Raw genomic sequence first — 24,495 nt, forward strand, 5'->3', positions numbered from 1 at the left:
GCGGGCTTCCGGACCACCCCGTCCCGGGGCCGTGCGGCTTCGGTTCCGGGGAAGCGGTCCGGGGCCCCGCCCTCCCGGACACCCGGCATGGACACTCCGGGACCGGCCCCGGAACGCGCGGGACCGTGACGGTCCGCCCCCGTGTCCGGTTAGCCTGGATGGTCCACGATCGGGACCGACAGGGGGCTTGCGCGGTCATGGCACGCACACACGAGGTGTTCAACCAGCCCAGTCCGCTGGCCGACTACGACGTCGCCGCCGACCCCGTCCTCGGGGAGGGGCTGGAGCGCGAGGGCGGCGGCTGGGCGGCCGAGGAGGTGGGCGAGCTGGGGCGGCTCGCCGGAAGCGCCCGCGCCCGCTCCTGGGGCGAGCAGGCCAACACCCACACCCCGGTGCTGCGCACCCACGACCGCTACGGCCACCGCGTCGACGAGGTCGACTTCCACCCCGCCTGGCACGTCCTCATGGACACCGCCGTCACCCACGGGCTGCACGCCGCCCCCTGGACCGACGGCCGCGCCGGGGCGCACGTGGCGCGGGCCGCCAAGTTCTTCGTGTGGAGCCAGGCCGAGGCCGGACACGGCTGCCCGATCTCCATGACGTACGCGGCCGTGCCCGCCCTGCGGCACTCCCCCGACCTGGCCGCGCGGTTCGAGCCGCTGCTGGCCGCACGCGTCTACGACTTCGGGCTGCGGCCCCCGCACACCAAGCGCGGCCTGCTGGCGGGCATGTCCATGACCGAGAAGCAGGGCGGCTCCGACGTGCGCGCCAACACCACCCGCGCGGTGGCCGCCCCCGACGGCTCCTACCGGCTGCGCGGTCACAAGTGGTTCACCTCCGCGCCCATGGGCGACGTGTTCCTCACCCTCGCCCAGGCGGACGAGGGGCTGACCTGCTTCCTGGTGCCGCGGGTGCTGGAGGACGGCTCCCGCAACGCGCTGAGCATCCAGCGGCTCAAGGACAAGCTCGGCAACCGCTCCAACGCCTCGGCGGAACTGGAGTACGACGGCGCGCACGCCTGGCTGGTCGGAGAACCGGGGCAGGGGGTGCGCACCATCATCGAGATGGTCAACGCCACCCGGCTGGACTGCGTGATCGGCTCGGCCGCGGGCATGCGCGCGGCCCTGTCGGAGGCGGTCCACCACGCCACCGAGCGCCGCGCCTTCGGCAGGAGGCTCGTCGAGCAGCCGCTGATGCGCAACGTGCTGGCCGACCTGGCCCTGGAGTCGGAGGCCGCCACCACCCTGATGCTGCGGTTGGCCGGTGCGGCCGACCGCGCCGTGCGCGGCGACGCGCACGAGGCCGCGTTCCGCCGCCTGGCGGTGCCCGTGGGCAAGTTCTGGGTGACCAAACGCCAGCCCGCGCACGTGGCCGAGGCCCTGGAGTGCCTGGGCGGCAACGGCTACGTCGAGGAGTCCGGCATGCCCCGGCTGTTCCGCGAGTCCCCGCTCAACTCCGTCTGGGAGGGGTCCGGCAACGTCGCCGCCCTGGACGTGCTGCGGGCCATGCGCCGCGAACCGGACAGCGTCGAGGCGTTCCGCGCCGAACTGGCCCTGGCCGAGGGAGCCGACCCGCGCCTGGACGCGGCCGTCAAGCGGCTGCTGGCCGCCCTGGGCGACCCGGAGTCCGCCGAGTACCGCGCCCGCTCCGTGGTGGAGTCGATGGCGTTGTGCCTGCAGGCGTCCCTGCTGGTGCGGCACGCCCCGACGGCCGTCGCCGACGCCTTCGTCGCCTCGCGGCTGGACGGCGGGTGGGGCCACGTCTTCGGCACGCTGCCGCCCTCCGTCGACACCGGGGCCGTCCTGGAACGCCACCGGCCGCGCCGCTGACCGGCCGCCGCCCCGCCCGCGCCGGGGAATCGGCGGCGCCCCTGTCCCGGTACCGGTGCGCCGCGGCCGGTTCCGGAGTGCCGCCCGACAGCCGTCCGCCCCCGTCGCGACCTGGGTCGGACGGCACAATCGGGTGTCGATAGCCTTGCGCAGGCATAGACCGCACGTTATGGCGGAACAACAGTTCCGTCCACGACCACGCAGTGCAGAAGGACAGCGACGCCCATGGTGGAAGTCTGGCCCGGCACCTCCTATCCGCTCGGAGCCACCTACGACGGTTCCGGCACGAATTTCTCGCTCTTCTCCGAAGTCGCCACCGGAGTGGAGCTGTGCCTGTTCGACGACGACGGCGCCGAGACCCGGATCGCGCTGACCGAGCGGGACGGCCACGTCTGGCACGGCTACCTGCCGGGCGCCGGTCCCGGGCAGCGCTACGGCTACCGGGTGCACGGCCCCCACGACCCGGCGCGCGGCCTGCGCTGCAACCCCAACAAGCTGCTGGTCGACCCCTACGCCAAGGCCATCGACGGGCGGATCGACTGGCACGAGTCGCTGTTCGACTACCACTTCGACGACCCCTCGCGCGTCAACGACCACGACAGCGCCCCCTACCTGCCCAAGTGCGTGGTGGTCAGCCCCTACTTCGACTGGGGCAACGAGAAGCGGCCCGCCATCCCCTACCACGAGACGGTCATCTACGAGACGCACGTGCGCGGGCTGACCGTGCGCCACCCCGAGGTGCCCGAGCGGCTGCGCGGCACCTACGCGGGCATGGCCCACCCCGCGGTCGTCGAACACCTGCTGAAACTGGGCGTCACCGCCGTCGAGCTGATGCCGGTGCACCACTTCCTGCCCGAGCACGCCCTGGTCGCGCGGGGCCTGACCAACTACTGGGGGTACAACACGCTGGCGTTCCTGGCGCCCGACAGCGGCTACGCGGCCTTCGGCACGCGCGGCGAGCAGGTGCAGGAGTTCAAGGCGATGGTCAAGGCCCTGCACGAGGCGGGCATCGAGGTCATCCTGGACGTGGTCTACAACCACACCGCCGAGGGCGACCACATGGGGCCGACGCTGTCGCTGCGCGGCATCGACAACCTCGCCTACTACCGGGTGCGCGAGGACGACCGGCGCTACTACCTCGACTACACCGGCTGCGGCAACAGCCTCAACATGCGGCATCCGCACTCGCTGCAGCTCATCATGGACTCGCTGCGGTACTGGGTGCTGGACATGCACGTCGACGGGTTCCGCTTCGACCTGGCCTCGGCGCTGGCCCGGGAGTTCCACGACGTGGACCGGCTCAGCACGTTCTTCGACATCGTGCAGCAGGACCCGGTGATCTCGCAGGTCAAGCTGATCGCCGAGCCGTGGGACGTGGGTCCGGGCGGCTACCAGGTGGGCAACTTCCCGCCGCTGTGGACCGAGTGGAACGGCAAGTACCGCGACACCGTCCGCGACTTCTGGCGCGGCTATCCGGTGCTGCCCGAACTGGCCTCGCGCCTGTCGGGCTCCTCCGACCTGTACCAGGCCGACGGGCGCCGCCCGGTGGCCTCCATCAACTTCGTCACCTGCCACGACGGCTTCACCCTCGCCGACCTGGTCTCCTACGACGCAAAGCACAACGAGGCCAACGGCGAGCACAACCGCGACGGCACCGACGACAACCGGTCGTGGAACCACGGCGTGGAGGGCCCCACCGACGACCCGGCGGTCAACGGACTGCGCCGCCGCCAGATGCGCAACATGATCACCACGCTGATGCTCAGCCAGGGCGTGCCGATGCTGTCGCACGGCGACGAGGTGGGCCGCACCCAGGGCGGCAACAACAACGCCTACTGCCAGGACAACGAGATCGCCTGGGTGGACTGGAAGCTGGCGGGCGAACAGGAGGACCTGCTGGAGTTCGTGCGCTCGCTGTCCCGGCTGCGCCGCGAGCACCCGGTGTTCCGCCGCCGCCGGTTCTTCCAGGGAAACCTCTCCGAGAGCGGGGAGCAGCGCGACATCGCGTGGCTGCGTCCGGACGGCCGGCTCATGGCCGACTCCGACTGGGGGCGGGGTGGGCGCGCGCTCGGCGTGTTCCTCAACGGCGACGCCATCACCGAACCCGACCGTATGGGCCGCACCGTACGCGACGACTCGTTCCTGCTGCTGCTGAACGCGGGCATCAGCGACGTGCGCTTCACCCTGCCGGACCGCAGTTACGGCACGGCCTGGGAGACGGTTCTGGACACGGCGCAACCGGATGTGGCGGACCGTCCCCCACTGCCCGCGGGCGGCGTGGTGACGGTGATCGACCGGGCGTTTCTGGTGCTCAGGCGAGTCGGGGAGGCGGCGGGGAACTGAGCGGCGCCGACGGGCCGCCCCGTTTCGGCGGAGGACGGGAGCCCTCCCGCCTTCCGGAGCGTCACCGAGAGCGGCGGGGCGGGTCGGAGAGGACGGCTCCGATCCGCCCTTCCACTCAGTCGGCGCTCCGCCGGGTCCGCGTCCTCCTGCGCCGCCTCCGGAACTCCCCCAGCACCGGAATCGACATCGCGGTGAAGACCACGGCCACGATGGCCGCGCACAGAGCGGCGGGAACCAGGTCGTCTTCCGCCTGCACCCAGGCCGCCAGCGCGTTCCCGGCCAGGAGTCCGGCGACGAGGGTGGCCACTCCGACCGTCAGCAGCACACGCAGCAGTCCGCTGTCCGACGTCGGACGGCGACTCGTCCAGTCCAGTGTCCCGGACCGGGGCCGCGTCAGCAGGCTCTGCCCCTCCCGGTCGGCCCTCCGGCCGGTCGCGTGCCTCAGCCGCTGGCGCCCCCGGAACCACCCCACGCGCAGTGGTCGGCGGTAGCCGATCGATTGCCGGTGTGTGACAGACATGCCCACCTCCGTGCTCTCGCTCGTCGGTCCCCTACCCGAGCACCGGAGGGGCGAACTGCTCATAGGCGAATAAGGGGGACGGAAAGCGTCATGTCAGTCTTTACGGCCGCCTCGCGGGGGTCCCACCGGAGAAGCGCGGAACGGGGTAGCGTCATTTCCATGAATGACTCGAACACACCGGTCAACCGGTCCGAGGAGGAGTGGCGGGCGGTCCTCGACCCCGAGGCGTTCGCGGTCCTGCGCCAGGGCGCCACGGAGCGCCCGTGGAGCGGCGAGTACGTGTCGACCAAGACCCAGGGGGTCTACCGTTGCCGCGCGTGCGGGGCGGAGCTGTTCCGCTCGGAGCACAAGTTCGACTCCCACTGCGGGTGGCCGAGCTTCTACGACCCCGCCGAGAGTTCGGCGGTGACCCTGCACGAGGACCACTCCCTGGGCATGGTGCGCACCGAGGTCCGCTGCGCCCGATGCGGCTCCCACCTGGGACATGTGTTCCACGGGGAGGGCTACCCCACCCCAACAGACGACCGCTACTGCATCAATTCGGTGGCTTTGACCTTGGAAGCGGAGGACACAGTGGAATAGCATCCTTCTTCATGTCATCCGTCCCCCCACTGTTGTGGAACGTCTCCGACGAAGGTTTTCCTCTATGACCTCCGACCGCAACCAGGCCGTTTCCCGACGGCCGCTGCCGCGTATGGCCCGCGGTTCCGCTCCCTGGCTGGTCCCCGCGCTGACCGCCGCGGGCGTCTGTGTGCTCGCGAGCCGGGGGTCACGGGTGCGCAAGGCACTCGCCGTCCCCGTGGTGGGACTGGCGGCGGGGATGGTGTGGTTCTTCCGCGACCCCGACCGCGGCCCCGCGAGCGGTCGGTTCCTCTCCGCCGCCGACGGTGTCGTCCAGAGCATCGATCCGCTGCCCGACGGCAGGACCCGGATCGCGGTCTTCATGAACCCCCTGAACGTCCATGTGAACCGGGCTCCGCTCGCCGGTGTGGTGACCGGGCTCGAACACCGTCCCGGCGGCTTCCGTCCGGCCTTCGACAAGGACAGCGAACTCAATGAACGCGTCATCTGGACCTTCGACACCGAAATGGGCGAAGTCACGGTCATTCAGATCGCCGGGGCGATGGTCCGTCGCATCGTCCCGTATCACCAGATCGGCACGAAGGTCGAGCAGGGCGAAAGGATCGGTCTCATCCGGTTCGGTTCTCGAGTCGACGTCTATCTCCCCCCGGGCGTCACGCCTGCCGTGGAGGTTGGACAGAAGGTTCGCGCCGGGGAGACCCGCCTCGACCGCGACTGACCCGGCGACCGCACCGCCGGACGCGGCCGAGGAGTCGTCGAGACCCCGGCTGTCCCTGGCCGACTACTTCACCCTCGGCAACGCCCTGTGCGGGTTCATGGCGGTCTGCCAGCTCGCCGCGGCGCAGATGGCGCACATCGCCGCAGGGTTTCCCGGTCCGCTGCCGCGCGAGGCGGTGGCGACGTCGATCATCCTGCTGCTGGGCGCCGCCGCCTTCGACCTGTTCGACGGGCGGGTGGCCCGCAGGCTCGGCGGCAGCGTCATGGGCGCCGAACTGGACAACCTGGCCGACGTCATCAGCTTCGGGTTCGCCCCGGCGTTCTTCGTCGTCTCCTGGGGTTCCTTCGTCCCCCCGAACGGATCGGTGCTGGCGGTCATCGCCGCGGCGGCGGTACTGCTGGCGGTCGTGGTGCGGCTGGCGCGGTTCTCCTGCCAGGCCCCCGGTGAACACCACTTCACCGGGCTGCCCAGCCCGTTCGGGGCGATGGCGGTCATCGTCATCGTGCTGCTCCACCCGCCGGTCTACACGGGGATCGCCGCGATCCTCCTCGTGGCCTGGCTGATGGTCAGCCACATCCGGTACCCGAAGCCGCGGGGCCGGTCCGCCTACGCGGTCCTCGCGGCGATCGCGTGCGGAGCGGGCTGCCTGGTGGCCTGGGCGATGGACGCTCCCGGAGGGATGCTCCTGCTCACCTCCGGGGCGGTGCTGATGCTGCTGGTCGTGGCGACGGCACCGCTGCTGCTGCGCAGGTGACTCTCACCGGGCCGGGGGCGGACCGCGCGGTCCGCCCCCGGCCCGTGTGCGCTCTTGACGCCGGGGGCGATATTTCGCAAAAAGACCCTCCGGTGTCATCGGGGGCCGCCACGGGTTGCCGGTGGCCGGTCGAGGCGCCCCCGGCGCCGAGTCCGGCCGGGGCCCCACCCGCCCGCACGTATCAGGGCATCGCGCGCCGCAGAGGCCCGGGTCGGGGTGGCCGGTGTTCTTCCGGCCCGTCCGTTTGTGGGGGCGTTCCCCCTCCGCCGCGCGCCGCGACGCCCTCTGAACCGCAGTGGTCTCGGCGCCAGTGGGCCAAGAACGCGGGTGACAGCCGAATCCGTCGAGGTCAGCGGGGTGGGGGCCAGTCGGGGTGGGTGGGGGGTGGGGGCAGCGGAACGGGTTCGCGCGGCTCGGTGTAGCTCAGGGCGCTGGTGAGCGCGGGGGCGGGCACGTGCAGGACCACGGTGTGTCCGTCGGGGTCTTCGGCGATGACGGCGCGCACGGTGTAGCCGTCCAGGGGGTTGGCGCGTGCGGTTTCGGGGGTGGGGGCGCCGAGGCCGGTGAGGAAGGCGCGTACCCGGTCGAGGTCGCGCGGTTGGGTGCGGCCGTGTTCGATGCGCGAGATGGTGGCCTGGGTCGTTCCGGTGAGGCGGGCGATCTGCTCCTGGGTCATGGGGGTCAGGGCGCGGATGCGGCGGAGGAGGGCGGTGATGTCGAGGCGGGCCACCGCCTGGGCCACGGCCGGGTGGGTCCAGAACTCGGCGGGGAGGACGGGGTGGTCGGGGTTGAGTTCGCGGACGGTGATGGCGGCCTCGATCGCGGCGCGCGTGGCCAGGGGTCGTTCGGCGGTCATGGACGGAAGTGCTCCGGTAGAAGGGGGAAGGCCGGGGCCGGGGAAGGAAGGGCCCCGGCCTGGTTCGGGGCTGCTACAGGGGCCAGTAGCGGCAGGTGGGGTCGCGCCGGGGCAGCCGGGGCTGGCCGCTCAGGAGTCCGGCGAGTTCGGTGAGGGTGACGGCGCAGACCAGCACCACCAGCCCGATACCGTGGAAGCCGGGTTTGAGCACGGGGTGACCTCGGGAACGCCAGCGGCGTCGTGGAACTCGCAGATCTCGTAGTGCGGAAACGCGACCCGGGCGGCCGTCACCTCACCAGGAGGCGGCAGAGGGTACACGCTCACTCCTTCGCCTCGGTGCCGTGGTGGCCGGTGGGCCAGTGCAGGGCGAAGTACACGCCGCCCTCCCACGGGGCGAGGACCCCCCATCGAGTGGCCAGGCGGTCCACCAGCAGTAGGCCTCGGCCGTGCTCGGCGAACGGGTCGCCGGGCGTGACCACGCGCGGAACGCAGTGCCACAGGCGGGGGGCCCGGGTGCGCACCTCGGCCCGCACGCCCCGGTGATCCACCTGGACGCGCACGGCGAAGGACTCGCCGGGATCACCCGAGCGGGTGTGCCGGATCGCGTTCGTGGCGAGTTCGGAGATGATCAGTTCGGCCCGGTCGAGCACCTCCTCGGGTGCGGTGATGCGGGGGCAGAGCCGGATCGCCGCGGTGACGAACCGGCGGGCATCGGCCACGCTGCCGGAAACGCCGGGAAACGACGAGAAAGCGACACTCACCACCGCACCCCCAGAAAACGCAGCACATAGGGGCGCACCCGCGACATTCGCCGCGTCCCGGGTATGCGAAGCACACTAGGCTGACTCATGAGTCACCACCTGGTCTAGTCAGGTCGGAGGCTAAGGCCCTGTAGCAGTGTTCGCCGCACTGGTGCAGGGCCGCTTTGTGTTCCAGGACAGAAACCCCAAGTCCTGGGTGTTCTGTCGGACGCATCAAATATGACGCTGTCGAACAGGGGTTGCCAGACTTTCGACTGAAGTGCTTGTCTAAGTCCGAGGGTGTAAGTAGAGGTAGCCGAGAACGCTTGATTGGTGAAAGGTCAGTAGGAGTGAGTAGAGGGCGCTGGGCCAAGATCGGCAAGCAGTTACGTGCTCACCGTGAAAGAGCAGGTCTTTCTCAAACCGATCTGGCCAGAAGAGTTCTACTCTCCCCTGCCATGCTCAGTGCAATGGAACGGGGAGCGCGAGGAATCAAACGGGAGCATCTGGAACGTATCGACCGCGAGCTTGACACAGGGAATGCCCTGGCGAACCTCTGGGACCGTACATCTGAGTCAGCGCTGCCCACGTGGTACCAGGACGCGGCCAAGCGTGAGCGCGCCTCTACAGAGATCTGGGAGTATCATCCACTTCTTGTCCCGGGCCTGTTGCAGACAGAAGCGTACGCTGGGTGCCTCCTCACGATGGGTCTTCCTCGCGAGAGTCCAGCGGAGATCAGTGAGTTGCTTCAAGCCCGCATGGACCGAAAGGCGATCTTGAAGTCCGAGCGTCCACCGTTCCTCTTGGTGGTGCTTGATGGTTCGGTGCTAAGCCGTCCGGTGGGAGGGAAGAAGGTCATGCACGAACAGCTCGGCCACCTTCTAGACCTGGGCGAGCGCCCGAACATCTCTCTACAGGTCATCCCCTTCGAGACCGAGCGACACCCTGGCCTGTTTCACGCGTTCTCCCTGTTCATGGTGCCCAACCAAGGAACGGTGCTGTACACGGAAACTCGACACTCTGGTACGCCCACTGATGATCCGGGCATAGTTGCCGATTACGCTCGACACTACGGAGACCTCCGGGGAGCTGCTCTACCTCAAGAGGCGTCCCTTCAGCTCATCGCACAAGCTCAGCAGGAGTTTTCATGAGTACCCATGATCTGAGCTGGCACAAGTCCAGCTATAGCAACCCAAGTGGCGGACACTGTGTCGAGGTCGCGGAGACTCCGCGTGCGGTGCTGGTGCGTGACACTCAGCACCGGGAGTCGGGCCACCTGGACTTCACGGTGTCGGCCTGGTCCGCGTTCCTGGCGGAGATCAAGACAGGGCGCCTGTAGTAGGTCGTTCGCTGTTTAGCGCCCCCGGAGCTCCTTGTCTTCGGGGGCACTGTGATGCTGCCCGTCGCGTACAGTCCAGCCCCACGTGCGTGGGGCTCACGCAGCCACCAGCCGTCCCATGTCCTGCGCGCTGGGTCCATCCCCACGTGCGTGGGGCTCACGGCGTAATCCAACACCACTGCGGCGCGTGCGCCGGTCCATCCCCACGTGCGTGGGGCTCACGGCGACGTCAGTTGTCCACTCGGCGACGAACCAGGTCCATCCCCACGTGCGTGGGGCTCACCTGCCAGCCGCCGCCGGCGTAGGCGACGTCGACGGTCCATCCCCACGTGCGTGGGGCTCACATAGGGGGACCGATGAGCATCCAACCGTTCGTCGGTCCATCCCCACGTGCGTGGGGCTCACGCAGCACACCCCCCACGGCCAGCAGGAAGACCAGGTCCATCCCCACGTGCGTGGGGCTCACCTCCCCGCCCCTGAAGAGAGCGCTGCAATGACCGGTCCATCCCCACGTGCGTGGGGCTCACGCGGTGAAGTTCTGTGGCCGTGGGGTGCTCGACGGTCCATCCCCACGTGCGTGGGGCTCACGAAGGCAGCCTGCCCGTACAGACCCGCGCCGCCGGTCCATCCCCACGTGCGTGGGGCTCACCACCCCGGACGCGGGCAGATCAGAGGCTACGGCGGTCCATCCCCACGTGCGTGGGGCTCACCTAGCGCATGCGGACCACTATCGCTCCCGTCTCGGTCCATCCCCACGTGCGTGGGGCTCACGCTAACTGCAACAGCACGGGCAGACGCGGCTCCGGTCCATCCCCACGTGCGTGGGGCTCACGTCGCCCTGCAGCACGGCATGCCCGCCATCCTCGGTCCATCCCCACGTGCGTGGGGCTCACGATCGTCGAGGAATTCGCCTACCAGGGGCTGCCGGTCCATCCCCACGTGCGTGGGGCTCACACGCTGCGGGAGGAGTACGGGTCCGGGCAGAACGGTCCATCCCCACGTGCGTGGGGCTCACATCATCAAGGCCGCGTGCTACGACCAGACCAACGGTCCATCCCCACGTGCGTGGGGCTCACGGCCGCCAGGACAAGATGCCCGGCCTCGCCGACGGTCCATCCCCACGTGCGTGGGGCTCACACAACCCCGCCCGCATACTGCGACCGGCGAACCGGTCCATCCCCACGTGCGTGGGGCTCACCAGGCCCAGTTCCACTACGCCCGCTGCGTGGACGGTCCATCCCCACGTGCGTGGGGCTCACGGTGGGGACCTCGTCGCCCGGCTCGACCAGGTCGGTCCATCCCCACGTGCGTGGGGCTCACCACGGCCGGGGAGTCGTCGATGATCATGGGGGCGGTCCATCCCCACGTGCGTGGGGCTCACGTGAGCCGCCGTTTCAGATCGCCGATACATGGAGGTCCATCCCCACGTGCGTGGGGCTCACGCGCTCGCCGGGCTCTCACCGTCCGCGCGCGGAGGTCCATCCCCACGTGCGTGGGGCTCACCGGCCCGTACTTCCGCCGCTACTCGACGCACGCGGTCCATCCCCACGTGCGTGGGGCTCACCCGTACACGTCGGTGGTGAGGGTGACGTCGATCGGTCCATCCCCACGTGCGTGGGGCTCACTAGGCGGCTCGCTGCATGGCGGTCTGCATGACCGGTCCATCCCCACGTGCGTGGGGCTCACGCGCTCGGGGACAACCCGGGTCGGTTGGCGTACGGTCCATCCCCACGTGCGTGGGGCTCACACAGCAGGACAACGAGCAACCCGGTGAGCAACCGGTCCATCCCCACGTGCGTGGGGCTCACGGTGTCGTGGCCGGCGGGGAGCGCGCAGACGGCGGTCCATCCCCACGTGCGTGGGGCTCACAGCCGATGACCGTCCACGGCCTGATGTCCATATGGTCCATCCCCACGTGCGTGGGGCTCACAGAAGCTGACCGTCCACGGCCTGATGTCCATATGGTCCATCCCCACGTGCGTGGGGCTCACAGAAGCTGACCTGCGGTTTTGCGGGGCGTTATCTCCGCGTTATCCGCCCCGTGAGCGAACTCCAGCCGCAGGAGCATTCTAGACCAGTTCCACGGAAGCAACCCGTTCACAGCGATCCTCCGCAGCGTTCCGTGCGTACCGGAGCGACGGCCGTGGCCGGTCGGGGAAGCGGGCGCGGACCCCGGACCGCTCCCCGCCTCACGGCACATCCCCACCCCGGAACGTGCGCTGAAAGCGGTCAGACCCACACCGGTCTCGCGGTCGGGGCAACCACGGCCCGGCAGGCCCCCGGGGCCCGCCACAGCGGTCGCGATCACCCCGGCCGCCGCACTGACGTGGGCCCGGCCGCTTCGGCAACAAGCCCTAGGGCAGCGACTCGACCAGTTCGGCCACGCTCTTGCGCCTGCCGGTGTAGAACGGGACCTCCAGGCGGGTGTGGCGGCGGGCCTCCGCGCCGCGCAACTCGCGCATCAGGTCGACGATACGGTGCAGTTGGTCGGCCTCGAAGGCGAGCAGCCACTCGTAGTCGCTCAGGGCGAACGTGGACACCGTGTTGGCGCGCACGTCCGGGAAGGGAGCGGCCATCCGGCCGTGCTCGGCGAGCATCTGGCGGCGTTCGGCGTCGGGCAGCAGGTACCACTCGTAGGATCGCACGAAGGGGTACACGCACAGGTAGTCGCGCGGCTCCTCACCGGCCAGGAACGCCGGGACGTGGCCCCGGTTGAACTCCGCGGGGCGGTGCAGGCCGATCGCCGACCACACCGGGGTGGCGGCCCGGCCCAGCGCGGTGCGGCGGAAGTCCGCGTAGATGCCCTGGAGCTGCTCGGGGGTGTCGGCGATCCACCAGAACATGACGTCGGCGTCGGCGCGGAAGCCCTGCACGTCGTAGACGCCCCGGGTGACCGTGCCCTTGTCCGCGGCCGCGTCGAACAGCCCCGTCACCTCGTCCGCCGCCGCGGCGCGGTCCAGCGCCGCGGCGTCGTCCACCCGGAACACCGACCACATGGTGTAGCGGATCAGCTTGTTGAGCTCCTCGACGTCGGGGGTGCGGCTGTCGTTGCCCGTACTCACGTGTGACTCCTTCGTCGTGCGGTTGTCGTGCTGATCAGTCGGGCGGCCTCCGCGGCGCTGCCCAGGCAGGCGGGAACGCCCACACCGTCGTAGACGGCGCCGCAGACCGCGATCCCCTCCTGTTCGGCCAGTGCCGAACGTATCCGGGCGACCCGGTCGCGGTGTCCCACGGAGTACTGGGGCAGGCCCGCCTCCCACCTGGTGACGTGGCTGTCGAGCGGGGGGCCGTCGACCCCGCAGATGTCGGCGAGGTCGGCCGCCGCCAGGTCCACCAGTTCGCCGTCGTCGCGCTCCAGCACGGCCTCGTCGCCGAAGCGGCCGATGGAACAGCGCAGCAGCACCGTCTTGGTGCCGGGGTGGACCGCACGCAGCTCCTCGGCCAGCCACGGCCACTTCACGCTGCTGAAGGTCACCGCCTTGATGGTGCGCCTCTCCACCGCGGGGACCAGGAACCCGCTTCCGGTGGGCGGGGCGGGAAACGCCGAGAGCGGGTAGGCCAGGGTGACCACGGCCATGTCGGCGTGGTCGACGCCGCCCAGTTCGACCGCCGCGCGCGGCGCCTCGCGGCGCAGCAGCCGGGCCGCCTCCGGTGCGGGGCAGGCCACGACGACGGCGTCGGCGTCGACCACGCGGGTCCGGGACTCCGGCCCCACGGCCAGCCGCCATCCCCGCTCGGTGCGGCGCAGTTCACGCACGGGCGCCGCGGTCTCCACGGTCACGCCGGGCTGTGCGGCCAGGGCGTCGACGAGGGTGGCCAGCCCGCCCCGAAGGGTGGCGAAGAGCGGGGGTGGCGGCTCGGCGGAGGGCGCGGTGGTGCGGGGGTGCGAGGCGCGCACCGCGGCGGCCAGGGAGCGCTCCGTGCGCGCTGACGGCGCGATCTGCGGCAGGGTGGCGTCCAGGGAGAGCAGGTCGGCGCGTCCCGCGTACACGCCGCCCAGGAGCGGTTCCACGAGCCGGTCCACGACCTCGCGGCCCATGCGGATGCCGATGTAGGTGGCGACCGGGACGTCGGAGCGGACCGGTGTGGCGGGCCAGACCAGGTCGCGGGCGGCGCGCAGCACTCCGGCGGGTGAGAGGATCCCGCTGCGGGCCAGCGCCGCGATGTCGCCGGGCACCCCCATGACGTGGCCGTCGGGGAAGTCCCGCAGCCTGCCGCGGCTGTACAGGCGCGACGCCACGACGCCGGGGTGGGCGATCCGGTCGCCCAGGCCGAGCTCGTCGATGAGGGCGAGCGCTTCGGGGCGGCGGGCCAGCACCGCCTCGGCTCCGACGTCGACGGGCACTCCCGCGACCCTCTCCGCCGCGAGTTTGCCGCCCGGACGCGGCGCGGCCTCCAGCACGGTGACGCGGTGTCCGCTCTGCGCGAGTCGGTGGGCGGCGGCCAGACCCGACACGCCGCCACCGACCACCACGGTGTGTGGTGTCGTCTCCATGTCGCCAGCTTCCCAGATACTCCACGGCCTCCCGCACCACCCCCCGACTCCGACCGGCCGGACCGTGACCGTTGTGTTATGCCGCGGCGGGAACCACCGCGCGCGACCGGGCATCGCATCGGTCATGAACGCCACCGTGTCCCGGCGTCCACGGCGACGCCGCCCGGGAGCAGCCCCCGCCACCGCGGCCCTGGCCGCCCTCCTGCTGCTGCTGGCGGGGTGCGGCTCCGACAGCAGCAGCACTGCCGACCTGTCCCACGAGGCCCCCGAGGAAGGGGCGGCGGTCCAGGAGCTCACCGAGGCCGCCCCGGCCGACGGGAAGGCGGGCGCCGACGCTCTGGAGCCGACCGAGCGGGCGGTCGTCCACACCGCGTCCCTGAGCGTCGTCGTCGACGACCTCGACGACGCGACCTCCTACGCCAAGGAGTGGGTGGAGGAGGCGGGCGGCTACGTCGCCGCCGAGACCGTCGACTCGGCGGCCGGGCAGAACCCGAGCGCGCACCTGACCCTGCGGGTGCCCGCCGACTCCTACCAGGAGGCGCTGGAGGAGTTCGCCCTCCTGGGGAACCGCCAGCACCTGGAGCAGCAGGCACAGGACGTCACCGAGGAGGTCGCCGACGTCAACAGCCGCGTGGAGTCCGCCGAGGCGTCCCTGGAGCGGCTGCGCGAACTGCTGGAGGAGGCCGAGGAGGTCAGCGAGATCCTGGAGATCGAGGAGCAGATCAGCTTCCGCCAGGCCGACCTGGAGGCCCTGCAGGCGCGGCAGAAGGCGCTGGCCGAGATGACCGACTACGCCACGGTGGACCTGTCGCTGTCGCTGCCGTCCTCGACGGTTCCTCCGGTCGACGACGACTCCCCCGGGTTCTTCGGCGGTCTGGCCGCCGGCTGGCGCGCGATGCTGACCGTGGTGGACGTGGTGGTCGTGGTCGTCGGCTGGCTGCTGCCGTTCGCGGCGGCGGCCGCGCTGGTGGCGGTGCCGCTGGTGTGGCTGCGCCGTCGGCGGCGCGCCCGCCGGAAGGCGGCCGAGGCGGTCGGATCCTCCGAGGCGGTGTCCGCGGACTCCGCCGCCGCGGACAGCCCCTCCCCCGGCAGCAGCGCGGACGCTGCTCCCGACGACTCCGCCGAACCCCGCCGGGACTGACCGCGTGCGCCGACCGCCCGCCGCTTCCCGGCCGTGCGCGTCGGGGGCGGGGCGGTCGGGCTCAGACCGCGGTCCGCGTGTGCACGTACTCCACGAGCCGTTCCAACACGGCCGGGTCGGTGGTGGGCAGCACCCCGTGCCCGAGGTTGAACACGTGTCCGTCGGCCGCCTCCGCGCGGGCCAGCACGTCGTCGGTGCGCTCGGCGACCACGCTCCACGGCGCGAACAGGACCGCCGGGTCGAGGTTGCCCTGCAGCGCGGTGTCGGGCCGGACCCGCTGCACCGCCCTGTCGAGGGGGACCCGCCAGTCCACGCCGACCACGTCGGCCCCGGCCTCGCTGAGCAGTCCGAGCAGTTCACCGGTTCCCACACCGAAGTGGATGCGGGGCACGTCGAACCCGGCCAGCCGCTCGAAGATCCACGCCGAGTACGGCAGCACGCTGGCGCGGTAGTCCTCGGCGCTGAGCGCGCCCACCCAGGAGTCGAACAGTTGCACGGCGCTGGCGCCCGCGGCGATCTGTACGCGCAGGAACTCCAGGGTGAGGGCCGCCAGCCGCCGCATCAGCTCGGCCCACACGTCGGGCGCGCCGTACATCAGGGCCTTGGTGTGCTCATGGTGCTTGGAGGGACCGCCCTCGATCAGGTAGGAGGCGAGCGTGAACGGGGCCCCGGCGAAACCGATGAGCGGACGGTCGCCGAGTTCCGCGACGAGTCCGCCGACCGCCTCGGTCACGTACGGCACGTCGTCGGGCTCCAGGTCGCGCAGCCGCCGCACGTCGGCGAGGTCGCGGACCGGCTCGGCCACGACCGGCCCGACGCCGGGCCGGATGTCGAGGTCCACGCCGACGGCCTTGAGGGGGACCATGATGTCGCTGAAGAAGATCGCGGCGTCGACGCCGTAGCGGCGCACCGGCTGCATCGTGATCTCGGCGATCATGTCCGGTCGGGAGCAGGCGTCCAGCATCGCCACGCCCTCGCGGAGCTTGCGGTACTCGGGAAGGGAGCGGCCCGCCTGGCGCATGAACCACACCGGGGTGTGCGGGACCGGCTGTCGCCGGCAGGCTCGCAGGAAAGCGGAGTCTTGTAGCGTCACACTCCCGATCGTGCCATGCCCCCGGAGCGGGCGCGCAGCATGTCCCAAGATCATCACGAAACCCCGACACGCCGAGAAAACTCTGCGGGCCGGGCCGACTCTCGTGCCACCGTCGTCATGTGCCCTTCTCCGGCGACCACAGATTAAGGCTGAGCTTCCACCATGCCCCCTCACAGTAGGGCCGACGAGGCCCCTCCCGTGTTCACGCGGGCGGTCGCGAGCCTGCGCGCCCGGACGGTGCGGCCCGAGATCGTACTGGAGGACATCCCCGCCCCGCGGCGGCTCGCCCCGCACGCGGCGGCGATGTCGGCGACCGTGCACGCCGACGAGGAGGATGCGGCTTTCGGGCGGCTGATCGTCCTGTACGACCCCGTCGGCTCCCGCGACTGGCCGGGGCCGTTCCGGGTCGTGGCCTATGTCAGCGCGGAACTGGAGCCGGACCTGTCCGGTGATCCGCTGCTCGGACAGGTGGCCTGGAGCTGGCTGACCGAGGCGCTGACCTCCCGGGCCGCCGGGCACCGCGCGCTGAGCGGAACGGTCACCCGCGCCACCACCGAGGGGTTCGGACTCAAGGCCGAGGAGCCCACGACGACCGAGGTGGAGCTGCGCGCCTCCTGGACGCCCACGGAGGAGGACGACCTGTCCGCGCACATGGCGGCCTGGTTGGACCTGCTCTCCACTGCCGCGGGGCTGCCGCCGGTGGATGTGGCGGACATCTCGCGGAGGCCGCGTCCGGAGCTGTGAGACCCCGGCGGGGCCTCCCCTCCCGTGGCGCCCCGCGGCCTGCCGGAGAGGGGAGAGGCCGAGAGACGACGGGAACCACATACCGTAGGGGTGTGGCGAACGTGCTGAACTCCAAGACCGAAGAAGGCCCTGACCCCGAAACCACCCCAGAGCAGACGGCCGACGCCGCCCCCCTGCTGAGCGAGCCCCGTGGCGGTATCCCACCGGTCGTCGCCGGGGAGGAGGAGTTGGCGCGCGTGGCCGCCGCGTTCGCTGGAGGCAGCGGACCGGTCGCCGTGGACGCCGAGCGCGCCTCGGGGTACCGCTACGGACAGCGCGCCTACCTGGTCCAGTTGCGTCGTGCCGGAGCGGGCTCGGCACTGGTCGACCCGATCGCCTGCCCCGACCTGACCGCTGTGCGGGCGGCGGTCGCCGACACCGAGGTGGTGCTGCACGCGGCCCACCAGGACCTGCCCTGTCTGACCGAGGTGAACCTGCGCCCGCAGCGCCTGTTCGACACCGAGCTGGCCGGTCGGCTGCTCGGCTACCAGCGGGTCGGTCTGGGCACGATGGTGGAACGCATGCTGGGGCTGCGGCTGGCCAAGGAGCACGCGGCGGTGGACTGGTCGACGCGGCCGCTGCCCGAGGACTGGCTGCGCTACGCCGCCCTGGACGTGGAGGTCCTGATCGAGCTGCGCGACGCGCTGGAGGCCGAGCTGGCGGAGGCGGGCAAGCTGGAGTGGGCGCACGAGGAGTTCGCGGCGGTGCTGGCCGCGCCGCCCAAGGAACCGCGCCCCGATCCGTGGCGGCGCACCTCGGGCATCCACCGGGTCCGCAGCCAGCGGGGGCTGGGCGTGGTCCGGGAGCTGTGGCTGGAACGCGACCGGATCGCCCGGGAACGCGACCTGTCCCCCGGCCGGGTGCTGCAGGACTCGGCGATCGTGGAGGCGGCGCTGGCGATGCCGCGCACTCCCCAGGAGCTGACCGCGATCAAGGCGTTCACCGTCCGGCTGGCCCGCCGCTACGTCCCCGCGTGGATCAAGGCGGTCAACCGGGTGCGGAACATGGGTCCGGCCGACCTGCCCCAGCCCAGCCCTCCGGGCGACGGTCCGCCGCCGACCAACCGGTGGGCCGACCGCGACCCGGCGGCGGCGCGGCGGCTCGACGCGGTGCGCTCCGCGGTGGGCGCGATCGCGGAGCGGGTGGTGATGCCGACGGAGAACCTGCTGCAACCGGACACGGTGCGCCGCCTGGCGTGGTCGCCGCCCCGGACGGTCAGCGCCGACTCGGTGGCCGAGCACCTGCGCGCGCACCAGGCCCGCAACTGGCAGATCGAGCTGACCGCGGCGGAACTCGCCGAGGCGCTGCGTTCGGCGGCGCGCTGACCGCCGCAGCCGTATGATGGGGGAGTGACGAATCCCACACAACAGGACTCGTCGCTCCCGATCCCCCTCGCCCCACACGCGTTATGTTATTGAATCGTGGTTGTTCTGACGCGTAATCGCAACGACCGTGCAATTTTCGGCAACCGAATCGCCCCCCTTCTCACGGCGGCCTGGCGGTCGGTGCTGCGCGTCGTCACCCCCGGCGGTTCGGCCGACTCGCTCTGGGCGGCGCTCGGCGCGAGTCCCGCCGAGCGGACCGCGGCCCTGGAGCAGGCCCTCGACGAGTGCGTCGAGCACTGGGGGGACGACCACCCGCACACCATCACCGCACGCAACAACCTGGCCGGGAAGTACTGCGAGATCGGACGGCGCGGCGCGGCCATCACCCAGTTCGAGCGGGCTCTGGACGACGCGGTCCGCGTGCTGGGCGAGCACCATGCGCAGACCGAGGTGATCCGGGAGAACCTGGCCCTCTGCTACGAGGACGCCGCCCGGTTCGCCGAGGCCGCGCACCACTGGGAGCAACTGCTCTCCCACCGGCTCGCGCACCTGGGGGAACACGACGCCGACACGGTGCTCACCCGCGCCCGGCTGGCCGAGGCGTGCCGACGCGTCGGCCGGTTCGACGAGGCGGTCACGCACTACGAGCGCGTTCTGGACGGGAAGGCGGAGGCGTCCGCGGAGGAGACGGAGTCCTGGCGGATCGGGATGGCCCTGGCGCTGCGGGAGACGGGACGCCTGGACAGTTGCCGGGAGCAGCTCTGGACGGTGCTGGTGCGGCGCCGCCGCAGACTCGGCGCACGCCACCCCCGGACGTTGACCGTGCACCACCAGTTGGGGCTGGCCTACGCGCGCTCCGGCCGCCACGACGACGCGGCGCGCGTACTGCGGGAGGTCTACCGCCACTGCCTGGCCGCGGCCGGGGACCCCGACGTCCGGCTGCTCTGCCTGCGGGTCCGCCGCGACCTGGCCGCGGCCTACCGCGCCGCGGGGCGCCCCCGCGACGCCGCCGCCCTGTACTGACCCGCCTTCCTCCTTCCCCGCCCGTCCGGCCGCGACGACCGCCGGACGGGCCGAGATGGCCGACCCCGCAGAAGGGTGTGTCCTTCACTCGCACCATTAGTTACTGGCGAGTAGCATGGGGGCGACAACTCCGCCATCCGCCTGAGAAGGAGGGGCAATCGTGCCGCGAACTGCCCGCGACGTCGTATTCGTCGACGGGGTGCGCACTCCGTTCGGCAAGGCCGGAAAGGGCCTCTACGCCGAGACCCGCGCCGACGACCTGGTGGTCCGGGTCATCCGCGAACTGCTGCGCCGCAACCCCGCACTGCCCCCTGAGCGCGTCGACGAGGTCGCCATCGCCGCCACCACCCAGATCGGCGACCAGGGCCTGACCATCGGCCGCAGCGCCGCCGTCCTCGCCGGACTGCCCCGCAGCGTCCCCGGCTACGCCATCGACCGCATGTGCGCGGGCGCGATGACCGCGGTGACCACCACCGCGGCCGGGATCTCCTTCGGCGCCTACGACGTCGCCATCGCCGGCGGCGTCGAGCACATGGGACGCCACCCCATGGGCGAGGGGGTCGACCCCAACCCGCGCTTCCTCTCCGAGAAACTGGTGGACCCCTCCGCCCTGGTCATGGGCAACACCGCCGAGAACCTGCACGACCGCTACCCGACCATCACCAAGGAGCGAGCCGACGCCTACGCGGTGCGCAGCCAGGAGAAGGTCGCCAAGGCCTACGCCGACGGCAGGATCCAGCCCGACCTGGTGGAGATGGCGGTCCGCAGCGCCGAGCAGGGCTACGGCCTGGCCACCGCCGACGAGCCGCCGCGCCCCGGCACCACGATGGAGGCCCTGGCCGCGCTGAAGACCCCCTTCCGCCCGCACGGCAACGTGACCGCGGGCAACTCCGCGGGCCTCAACGACGGCGCGACCGGCGCGATCATCGCCGCCGAGGACGTCGCCGCCGAACTCGGCCTGAGCGCCCGGATGCGGCTGGTGGACTTCTCCTTCGCGGGCGTCGAACCCGAGGTCATGGGCGTCGGCCCGGTCCCGGCCACCGAGAGGCTGCTGGAGCGCACCGGCCTGACCATGGACGACATCGGCCTCATCGAGATCAACGAGGCCTTCGCCGTGCAGGTACTCGCCTTCCTGGAGCACTTCGGCATCGCCGACGACGACCCGCGCGTCAACCCGTGGGGCGGCGCCATCGCGCTGGGCCACCCCCTCGCCTCCTCCGGCGTGCGCCTGATGATGCAGCTTTCGCGCCTCTTCGCCGAGCGCACCGACGTCCGCTACGGCCTGACCACCATGTGCGTGGGCATGGGCATGGGCGGAACGGTTCTCTGGGAAAACGTCAACTGGGAGGGCAACAAGTGAGCAGCGCGATCGAGGCCGCGCGGGAGCAGTTCGCCGACGAGGTCGTCACCAGGGCGCTCTCCCGCGACGTGGAACTCCCCCACGGCGCGGGCACCGCCGTCCTGATCACCCTGGACAACGGCCACGACCACACCAAGCCCAACACCTTCGGCCCCGCGGGCCTGACGAGCCTGGGCGAGGCGATCGACGCCGCCGCCGCGCGCACCGACATCGTCGCCGTGGCCATCACCGGCAAGCCGTTCATCTTCGCCGTGGGCGCCGACCTCAACGGAGTACCGAAGATCACCGACCGGGAGCAGGCGCACGCCATCGGCAGGCTGGGCCACGACGTGTTCCGCAGGCTCGGCGAGCTGAACGTGCCGACCTTCGCGTTCGTCAACGGCGCGGCCATGGGCGGCGGCGTCGAGGTGGCGCTGCACTGCACCTACCGCACCGTCTCCTCCGGAGTTCCGGCGTTCGCGCTGCCCGAGGTGTTCCTGGGCCTGGTGCCCGGCTGGGGCGGCACCTACCTGCTGCCCAACCTCATCGGCGCGGAGAAGGCGCTCAAGCTGATCATCGACAACCCGCTGGCCCAGAACAAGACCATCAGGGGCCCGCAGGTGTTCGAGATGGGCATCGCCGACGCGATGTTCGAGCCCGCCGACTTCCTGGAGGAGTCGCTGCGCTGGGCCGCCGGAGTCGTCAAGGGCGACATCACCGTCGAACGTCCCGAGGTCGACCGGGGCGAGGCGTGGGACCGGGCGGTCGAGAACGCGCGCTGGGCCGTGGAGGGCAAGCTGCACGGCGCCGCCCCCGCCCCGCTGCGCGCGCTCGACCTGGTCGCCGAGGCCAGGAACCGCACCCGCGACGAGGGCTTCGCCGCCGAGGACGAGGCGCTGGCCGACCTCATCATGAGCGACGAACTGCGGTCCGGGCTGTACGCGTTCGACCTGGTGCAAAAGCGCGCCCGCCGCCCCAGGGGCGCCCCTGACAAGTCGCTGGCCCGACCGGTCACCAAGGTCGGCGTCGTGGGCGCGGGCCTGATGGCCGGACAGCTCGCGCTGTTGTTCGCCCGCCGCCTGGGCGTCCCGGTGGTCATGACCGACCTGGACCAGGAGCGTCTGGACCGCGGCGTGGGCTACGTGCACGGCGAGGTCGACAAGCTGCTCGCCAGGGGCCGGGTGAACTCCGACACGGCCAACCGGCTCAAGGCCCTGGTCACCGGGTCCCTGTCGTATGAGGCGTTCGCCGACGCCGACTTCGTCATCGAGGCCGTCTTCGAGGAGATGTCGGTCAAGAAGTCGGTATTCGCCCAGGTCGAGGAGCACGTCTCGGCCGAGGCGGTGCTGGCCACCAACACCTCGTCGCTGTCGGTCACCGAGATGGCCGCGGACCTCAAGCATCCCGAGCGCGTGGTCGGCTTCCACTTCTTCAACCCGGTGGCGGTGCTGCCGCTGCTGGAGATCGTCCGCGGCGAGCGGACCGACGACGCCGCGCTGGCCACCGCCTTCGCCACCGCCAAGACGCTGAAGAAGACCGCGGTGCTGGTCAAGGACGCGCCCGCGTTCGTGGTCAACCGGCTGCTCACCCTGTTCATGGGCGAGGTGCTGTCCTCGGTCGAGGAGGGCACCGAGCCGGAGGTCGCCGACCGCGCGGTGGCGCCGCTGGGCCTGCCCATGTCGCCGCTGCTGCTGCTGCAACTGGTCGGCCCGGCCGTGGCGCTGCACGTCGCCGAGACCCTGCACGCCGCCTTCCCCGACCGGTTCGGCGTGTCCCCGCAGCTCAAGGCGATGGTGGAGGCGGGCAAGACCGCGGTCTACGGCCCCGACTTCACCATCGACCCGGAGGTGCGGGCGTTCTTCACCGGCGGCGACTCCCCCTCCGGTGAGGAGGCGATCCTCGACCGCGCCCTGGTGGCGCTGGCCCGGGAGATCCGGATCATGCTGGACGAGGGTGTGGTGGCCGAGCCCGCCGACATCGACCTGTGCATGATCAGCGGCGCGGGCTGGCCGTTCCACCTGGGCGGCATCACCCCGTACCTGGACCGCGCGGGCATCTCCGAGAGGGTCAACGGGACCCGTTTCCACCCCGACGGCCTGAAGGCGCTGTAGCCCCGTAGCAGCACCCGCAGGACGCGGCCCCGCTCCCCCGACTCTCCTCCGGGGAGCGGGGCCGTTTCCCGTCTGCGGCCCGGCACGGTCCGCCGCCCTCACGCCCGCTCTTCGGAGCCGGCAGCGGTGCCCGGCCGTCAGACCGGTACGAGCCGGTGCCGCGCCCGTGCCACAAGACGAAGTGCGGCTTGTCCACGCAACGCCGCCTTGGACAACCTCGCGAAGACCCGGCGGTAGGGCTCGATCGCGTCGTTGTCGGTGAGGGAGAGTTCAGCGCCGACCGTCTCCACGTTCACGCGGTCGTCGTCGAAGATCCAGAAACCGTGTTCGGGGATCGCGGGAAGCCGGACGTCCAGCGGGACAACCCCGATCATCATGCCCTTGCGGACGATCAACTCCGCTATACGGTCCAGCTGGCCGACCATGACCTCGCCCGGGCAGATCCGCGCATACAGGACCGGCTCCCACAGGATGATGTCGAACGTCTTGTCTGGGTCGTCGAGGACGCGGGCGCGCTCCATCCGGGTGCGAACCCCGACTTCGACATCGTCCGGTGCGCCGTGCAGGGCCACCACGCTGCGCAGGACGCACCGGGCGTAGTCAGGAGTTTGCAGCAGCCCTGGGACCACCGCGGTCTCGAAAGCCCGGAGTCGACGCGTCCGGCTCTCCAAGTCGACGAAGGTCACCTGCTTGGCCCGGGTACCCCCGGCGAGCTGACGACGCCAGCTCGCGTAGTGGGTTTCCAGAGTCCTACGCATCGCGAGCAGTTCGGCGGCGGTTCCCGGTGCGTCACAGGCCGCCGCCCATGCCTTCAGATCCTCAACCGAGGCGGTTTGCCTGCCCAACTCCAGCTTGGACACCTTCGACGGGTGCCAGTCCAGTGCCTGGGCCAGCGCCCGACCGGACAACCCGGCCTCCACCCGAATCTCGCGTAACCGCGCACCCAGGGAAGTCCGGGCCGTCTGGTAGTCGGTCATCCCACTCTTGTCGCCAGGTAGTCGGTGTAGGTGAGCGCATGATGCCACGCCGAGTCCCGAGCGGCCAAAGCAGCAACGACGGCTTCAGGAGCTTCGTCAAGCCAGATACCAGCGACATCATCGCCGTCGAACTCGAACCGCGCCAGCGTGCGACTGTCAAAGATCCAAAAATCCTCGTCGGGAAGTTCCGCGACGATCGGATGCTCACGCGGTAGATAGCGGATATCTTCCCCCACCGCGAGGTTGTAGGGAGTCGCCCATAGTTCCCAACGCAGATAGTCCGAGGGTGGGTCATCAACGATTCGCACCCGTTCCATCCGCTTCCCCTTGGCGAGTTCCTCCCGCACCATGTCCAACCACGGCTTAAGCCACTCGATTCCGGGGTCTTTACCTGCCAGCCACTCCTGAAACTGCCTGTCCTCTCCAACGCTGCCATAGCAGCGCCGGGTCTCCAGACGCCATGCGGTATACCGGTAGGCCCGGAACAAGGCGGTGAAGTCGTCGTCACTCAGGTATTCACGCATACC

Annotated in this window: 22 protein-coding genes and 1 CRISPR repeat array; of the genes, 13 read left to right on the forward strand and 9 right to left on the reverse strand. The window is 71.1% G+C overall.

The features are described from left to right. Positions 1 to 197: 197 nt before the first annotated feature. The gene (locus tag NI17_RS11635; RefSeq protein WP_068693912.1) at positions 198 to 1,829 is read left to right on the forward strand and encodes an isovaleryl-CoA dehydrogenase; all 1,632 of its coding nucleotides are present in this window, start codon (positions 198 to 200) and stop codon (positions 1,827 to 1,829) included. Between the two features lie 225 nt (positions 1,830 to 2,054). Beyond that, positions 2,055 to 4,172, forward strand: a complete 2,118-nt coding sequence (gene glgX / locus NI17_RS11640) for a glycogen debranching protein GlgX (RefSeq protein WP_119267815.1) — start codon at positions 2,055 to 2,057, stop codon at positions 4,170 to 4,172. Positions 4,173 to 4,287: 115 nt separating this feature from the next. Here glgX and NI17_RS11645 read toward each other — a convergent pair whose 3' ends face one another. After that, positions 4,288 to 4,692, reverse strand: a complete 405-nt coding sequence (locus NI17_RS11645; RefSeq protein WP_234402064.1) for a hypothetical protein — start codon at positions 4,690 to 4,692, stop codon at positions 4,288 to 4,290. Positions 4,693 to 4,851: 159 nt separating this feature from the next. Between NI17_RS11645 and msrB the strand changes: the two genes are divergently transcribed. From msrB to pssA, 3 genes are all read left to right on the forward strand, one after another. Next, positions 4,852 to 5,274, forward strand: coding sequence for a peptide-methionine (R)-S-oxide reductase MsrB (msrB, locus tag NI17_RS11650; RefSeq protein ID WP_068693013.1), 423 nt, complete (start codon positions 4,852 to 4,854; stop codon positions 5,272 to 5,274). Between the two features lie 64 nt (positions 5,275 to 5,338). Then, positions 5,339 to 5,992: a phosphatidylserine decarboxylase gene (locus tag NI17_RS11655; protein ID WP_068693014.1), complete on the forward strand. Its 654-nt coding sequence runs from the start codon at positions 5,339 to 5,341 to the stop codon at positions 5,990 to 5,992. Beyond that, entirely contained in the window at positions 5,946 to 6,746 is an 801-nt protein-coding gene (pssA, locus tag NI17_RS11660; RefSeq protein WP_084012765.1) for a CDP-diacylglycerol--serine O-phosphatidyltransferase, read from the forward strand. The genes NI17_RS11655 and pssA overlap by 47 nt, the downstream gene beginning before the upstream one ends. Positions 6,747 to 7,095: 349 nt before the next feature. Here the strand turns inward: pssA and NI17_RS11665 are convergent, their stop codons facing one another. From NI17_RS11665 to NI17_RS11675, 3 genes are all read right to left on the reverse strand, one after another. Then, the gene (locus tag NI17_RS11665; protein ID WP_068693015.1) at positions 7,096 to 7,602 is read right to left on the reverse strand and encodes a helix-turn-helix domain-containing protein; all 507 of its coding nucleotides are present in this window, start codon (positions 7,600 to 7,602) and stop codon (positions 7,096 to 7,098) included. A 73-nt stretch (positions 7,603 to 7,675) separates the two neighbouring features. Beyond that, positions 7,676 to 7,813: a hypothetical protein gene (locus NI17_RS11670; RefSeq protein ID WP_157129777.1), complete on the reverse strand. Its 138-nt coding sequence runs from the start codon at positions 7,811 to 7,813 to the stop codon at positions 7,676 to 7,678. A 109-nt stretch (positions 7,814 to 7,922) separates the two neighbouring features. Continuing rightward, entirely contained in the window at positions 7,923 to 8,363 is a 441-nt protein-coding gene (locus NI17_RS11675) for an ATP-binding protein (protein WP_068693016.1), read from the reverse strand. A gap of 329 nt (positions 8,364 to 8,692) precedes the next feature. Between NI17_RS11675 and NI17_RS11680 the strand changes: the two genes are divergently transcribed. Together NI17_RS11680 and NI17_RS11685 are read left to right on the forward strand one after the other, a co-directional pair. Next, on the forward strand, positions 8,693 to 9,493 hold the full coding sequence (locus tag NI17_RS11680; protein WP_084012766.1) for a helix-turn-helix domain-containing protein: 801 nt from the start codon (positions 8,693 to 8,695) through the stop codon (positions 9,491 to 9,493). After that, positions 9,490 to 9,681, forward strand: a complete 192-nt coding sequence (locus tag NI17_RS11685) for a DUF397 domain-containing protein (RefSeq protein WP_068693018.1) — start codon at positions 9,490 to 9,492, stop codon at positions 9,679 to 9,681. Before NI17_RS11680 ends, NI17_RS11685 begins: the two co-directional genes overlap by 4 nt. A 71-nt stretch (positions 9,682 to 9,752) precedes the next feature. Next, positions 9,753 to 11,672: direct repeats of the CRISPR family, unit length 29 nt; unit sequence CGGTCCATCCCCACGTGCGTGGGGCTCAC. 363 nt (positions 11,673 to 12,035) lie between these two features. Here the strand turns inward: NI17_RS11685 and hemQ are convergent. Both hemQ and hemG read right to left on the reverse strand, forming a co-directional pair. Next, positions 12,036 to 12,677, reverse strand: a complete 642-nt coding sequence (gene hemQ / locus NI17_RS11690; RefSeq protein WP_084012776.1) for a hydrogen peroxide-dependent heme synthase — start codon at positions 12,675 to 12,677, stop codon at positions 12,036 to 12,038. Between the two features lie 62 nt (positions 12,678 to 12,739). Further along, entirely contained in the window at positions 12,740 to 14,176 is a 1,437-nt protein-coding gene (gene hemG, locus NI17_RS11695) for a protoporphyrinogen oxidase (RefSeq protein ID WP_068693020.1), read from the reverse strand. Between the two features lie 124 nt (positions 14,177 to 14,300). Here hemG and NI17_RS11700 point away from each other — a divergent pair, with 124 nt between their 5' ends. Further along, on the forward strand, positions 14,301 to 15,317 hold the full coding sequence (locus tag NI17_RS11700; RefSeq protein WP_119267683.1) for a DUF4349 domain-containing protein: 1,017 nt from the start codon (positions 14,301 to 14,303) through the stop codon (positions 15,315 to 15,317). A gap of 61 nt (positions 15,318 to 15,378) precedes the next feature. On the opposite strand, the gene hemE is transcribed toward NI17_RS11700, so the two are convergent. Continuing rightward, positions 15,379 to 16,347 (reverse strand): uroporphyrinogen decarboxylase, encoded by a 969-nt coding sequence (gene hemE, locus NI17_RS11705; RefSeq protein WP_243597713.1) that lies wholly within the window; start codon positions 16,345 to 16,347, stop codon positions 15,379 to 15,381. A gap of 225 nt (positions 16,348 to 16,572) precedes the next feature. Here hemE and NI17_RS11710 point away from each other — a divergent pair, with 225 nt between their 5' ends. The 5 genes from NI17_RS11710 (at position 16,573) to NI17_RS11730 (ending at position 22,991) form a co-directional block, all read left to right on the forward strand. Further along, positions 16,573 to 17,154: a DUF3000 domain-containing protein gene (locus tag NI17_RS11710; protein WP_068693022.1), complete on the forward strand. Its 582-nt coding sequence runs from the start codon at positions 16,573 to 16,575 to the stop codon at positions 17,152 to 17,154. Between the two features lie 92 nt (positions 17,155 to 17,246). Further along, positions 17,247 to 18,518 carry an HRDC domain-containing protein gene (locus tag NI17_RS11715; RefSeq protein ID WP_068693023.1) on the forward strand — a complete coding sequence of 424 codons (1,272 nt, stop codon included), beginning with the start codon at positions 17,247 to 17,249 and terminating at the stop codon, positions 18,516 to 18,518. 96 nt (positions 18,519 to 18,614) lie between these two features. Next, a complete protein-coding gene (locus NI17_RS11720) occupies positions 18,615 to 19,541 on the forward strand; it encodes a tetratricopeptide repeat protein (RefSeq protein ID WP_084012768.1) in 927 nt (308 codons plus the stop codon). Between the two features lie 160 nt (positions 19,542 to 19,701). After that, on the forward strand, positions 19,702 to 20,901 hold the full coding sequence (locus tag NI17_RS11725) for a thiolase family protein (protein WP_068693024.1): 1,200 nt from the start codon (positions 19,702 to 19,704) through the stop codon (positions 20,899 to 20,901). After that, the gene (locus tag NI17_RS11730) at positions 20,898 to 22,991 is read left to right on the forward strand and encodes a 3-hydroxyacyl-CoA dehydrogenase NAD-binding domain-containing protein (protein ID WP_068693025.1); all 2,094 of its coding nucleotides are present in this window, start codon (positions 20,898 to 20,900) and stop codon (positions 22,989 to 22,991) included. The genes NI17_RS11725 and NI17_RS11730 overlap by 4 nt, the downstream gene beginning before the upstream one ends. Positions 22,992 to 23,128: 137 nt before the next feature. Here NI17_RS11730 and NI17_RS11735 read toward each other — a convergent pair whose 3' ends face one another. Both NI17_RS11735 and NI17_RS11740 read right to left on the reverse strand, forming a co-directional pair. Continuing rightward, positions 23,129 to 23,968 (reverse strand): helix-turn-helix domain-containing protein, encoded by an 840-nt coding sequence (locus NI17_RS11735; protein WP_068693026.1) that lies wholly within the window; start codon positions 23,966 to 23,968, stop codon positions 23,129 to 23,131. Further along, entirely contained in the window at positions 23,965 to 24,492 is a 528-nt protein-coding gene (locus tag NI17_RS11740) for a DUF6879 family protein (RefSeq protein WP_068693027.1), read from the reverse strand. The genes NI17_RS11735 and NI17_RS11740 overlap by 4 nt, the downstream gene beginning before the upstream one ends. Between the last annotated feature and the right edge of the window lie 3 nt (positions 24,493 to 24,495).

Origin of the sequence: Thermobifida halotolerans, assembly GCF_003574835.2 — a bacterium.
Classification (GTDB): domain Bacteria; phylum Actinomycetota; class Actinomycetes; order Streptosporangiales; family Streptosporangiaceae; genus Thermobifida; species Thermobifida halotolerans.

Bases quoted from the DNA above. Each gene is read 5' to 3' on its own strand.
- NI17_RS11685 (WP_068693018.1), top strand. From the start codon at position 9,490: ATGAGTACCCATGATCTGAGCTGGCACAAGTCCAGCTATAGCAACCCA.
- NI17_RS11665 (WP_068693015.1), bottom strand. From the start codon at position 7,602: ATGACCGCCGAACGACCCCTGGCCACGCGCGCCGCGATCGAGGCCGCC.
- glgX (WP_119267815.1), top strand. From the start codon at position 2,055: ATGGTGGAAGTCTGGCCCGGCACCTCCTATCCGCTCGGAGCCACCTAC.
- hemQ (WP_084012776.1), bottom strand. From the start codon at position 12,677: ATGTGGTCGGTGTTCCGGGTGGACGACGCCGCGGCGCTGGACCGCGCC.
- hemG (WP_068693020.1), bottom strand. From the start codon at position 14,176: ATGGAGACGACACCACACACCGTGGTGGTCGGTGGCGGCGTGTCGGGT.
- msrB (WP_068693013.1), top strand. From the start codon at position 4,852: ATGAATGACTCGAACACACCGGTCAACCGGTCCGAGGAGGAGTGGCGG.
- NI17_RS11700 (WP_119267683.1), top strand. From the start codon at position 14,301: ATGAACGCCACCGTGTCCCGGCGTCCACGGCGACGCCGCCCGGGAGCA.
- NI17_RS11710 (WP_068693022.1), top strand. From the start codon at position 16,573: ATGCCCCCTCACAGTAGGGCCGACGAGGCCCCTCCCGTGTTCACGCGG.
- NI17_RS11740 (WP_068693027.1), bottom strand. From the start codon at position 24,492: ATGCGTGAATACCTGAGTGACGACGACTTCACCGCCTTGTTCCGGGCC.
- NI17_RS11655 (WP_068693014.1), top strand. From the start codon at position 5,339: ATGACCTCCGACCGCAACCAGGCCGTTTCCCGACGGCCGCTGCCGCGT.
- NI17_RS11735 (WP_068693026.1), bottom strand. From the start codon at position 23,968: ATGACCGACTACCAGACGGCCCGGACTTCCCTGGGTGCGCGGTTACGC.
- NI17_RS11645 (WP_234402064.1), bottom strand. From the start codon at position 4,692: ATGTCTGTCACACACCGGCAATCGATCGGCTACCGCCGACCACTGCGC.
- NI17_RS11635 (WP_068693912.1), top strand. From the start codon at position 198: ATGGCACGCACACACGAGGTGTTCAACCAGCCCAGTCCGCTGGCCGAC.